The organism is Paenibacillus sp. GbtcB18, from assembly GCF_019091125.1.
In the GTDB taxonomy this organism is placed as follows: domain Bacteria; phylum Bacillota; class Bacilli; order Paenibacillales; family NBRC-103111; genus Paenibacillus_F; species Paenibacillus_F chitinolyticus.
The window spans coordinates 1-231 of sequence record NZ_JAGXJX010000966.1; the positions used below are offsets into that span (position 1 = coordinate 1).

Below are 231 nucleotides of genomic sequence, written 5' to 3' on the forward strand. Positions count from 1 at the left end.
GACGCAGAGCTACCATTGGGAAGTTAGCCGGGCTCCGAGCAGCAACGTCACGCTTAGCGGGCTCGCGCTCTCCGAGGGCAGTCTCGTTCCCGCTTTCGAAAGCGGGATGGACCATTACCGGGCAGTTGTCGGTCCTGACACGGCAAGCCTTACCGTCACGGCTACCGTTTACGAGCCGAATGCAACCCTCGTCGTCAACGGCCGACCGGTTGACAGCGGACAGCCTTCTGT

1 protein-coding gene is annotated in these 231 nt (G+C 61.9%); it reads left to right on the forward strand.

What is annotated here, in order from left to right:
- Positions 1-231: cadherin-like beta sandwich domain-containing protein (locus tag KVT34_RS31415; protein WP_217563411.1), on the forward strand; the 231-nt coding region annotated here is incomplete at both ends.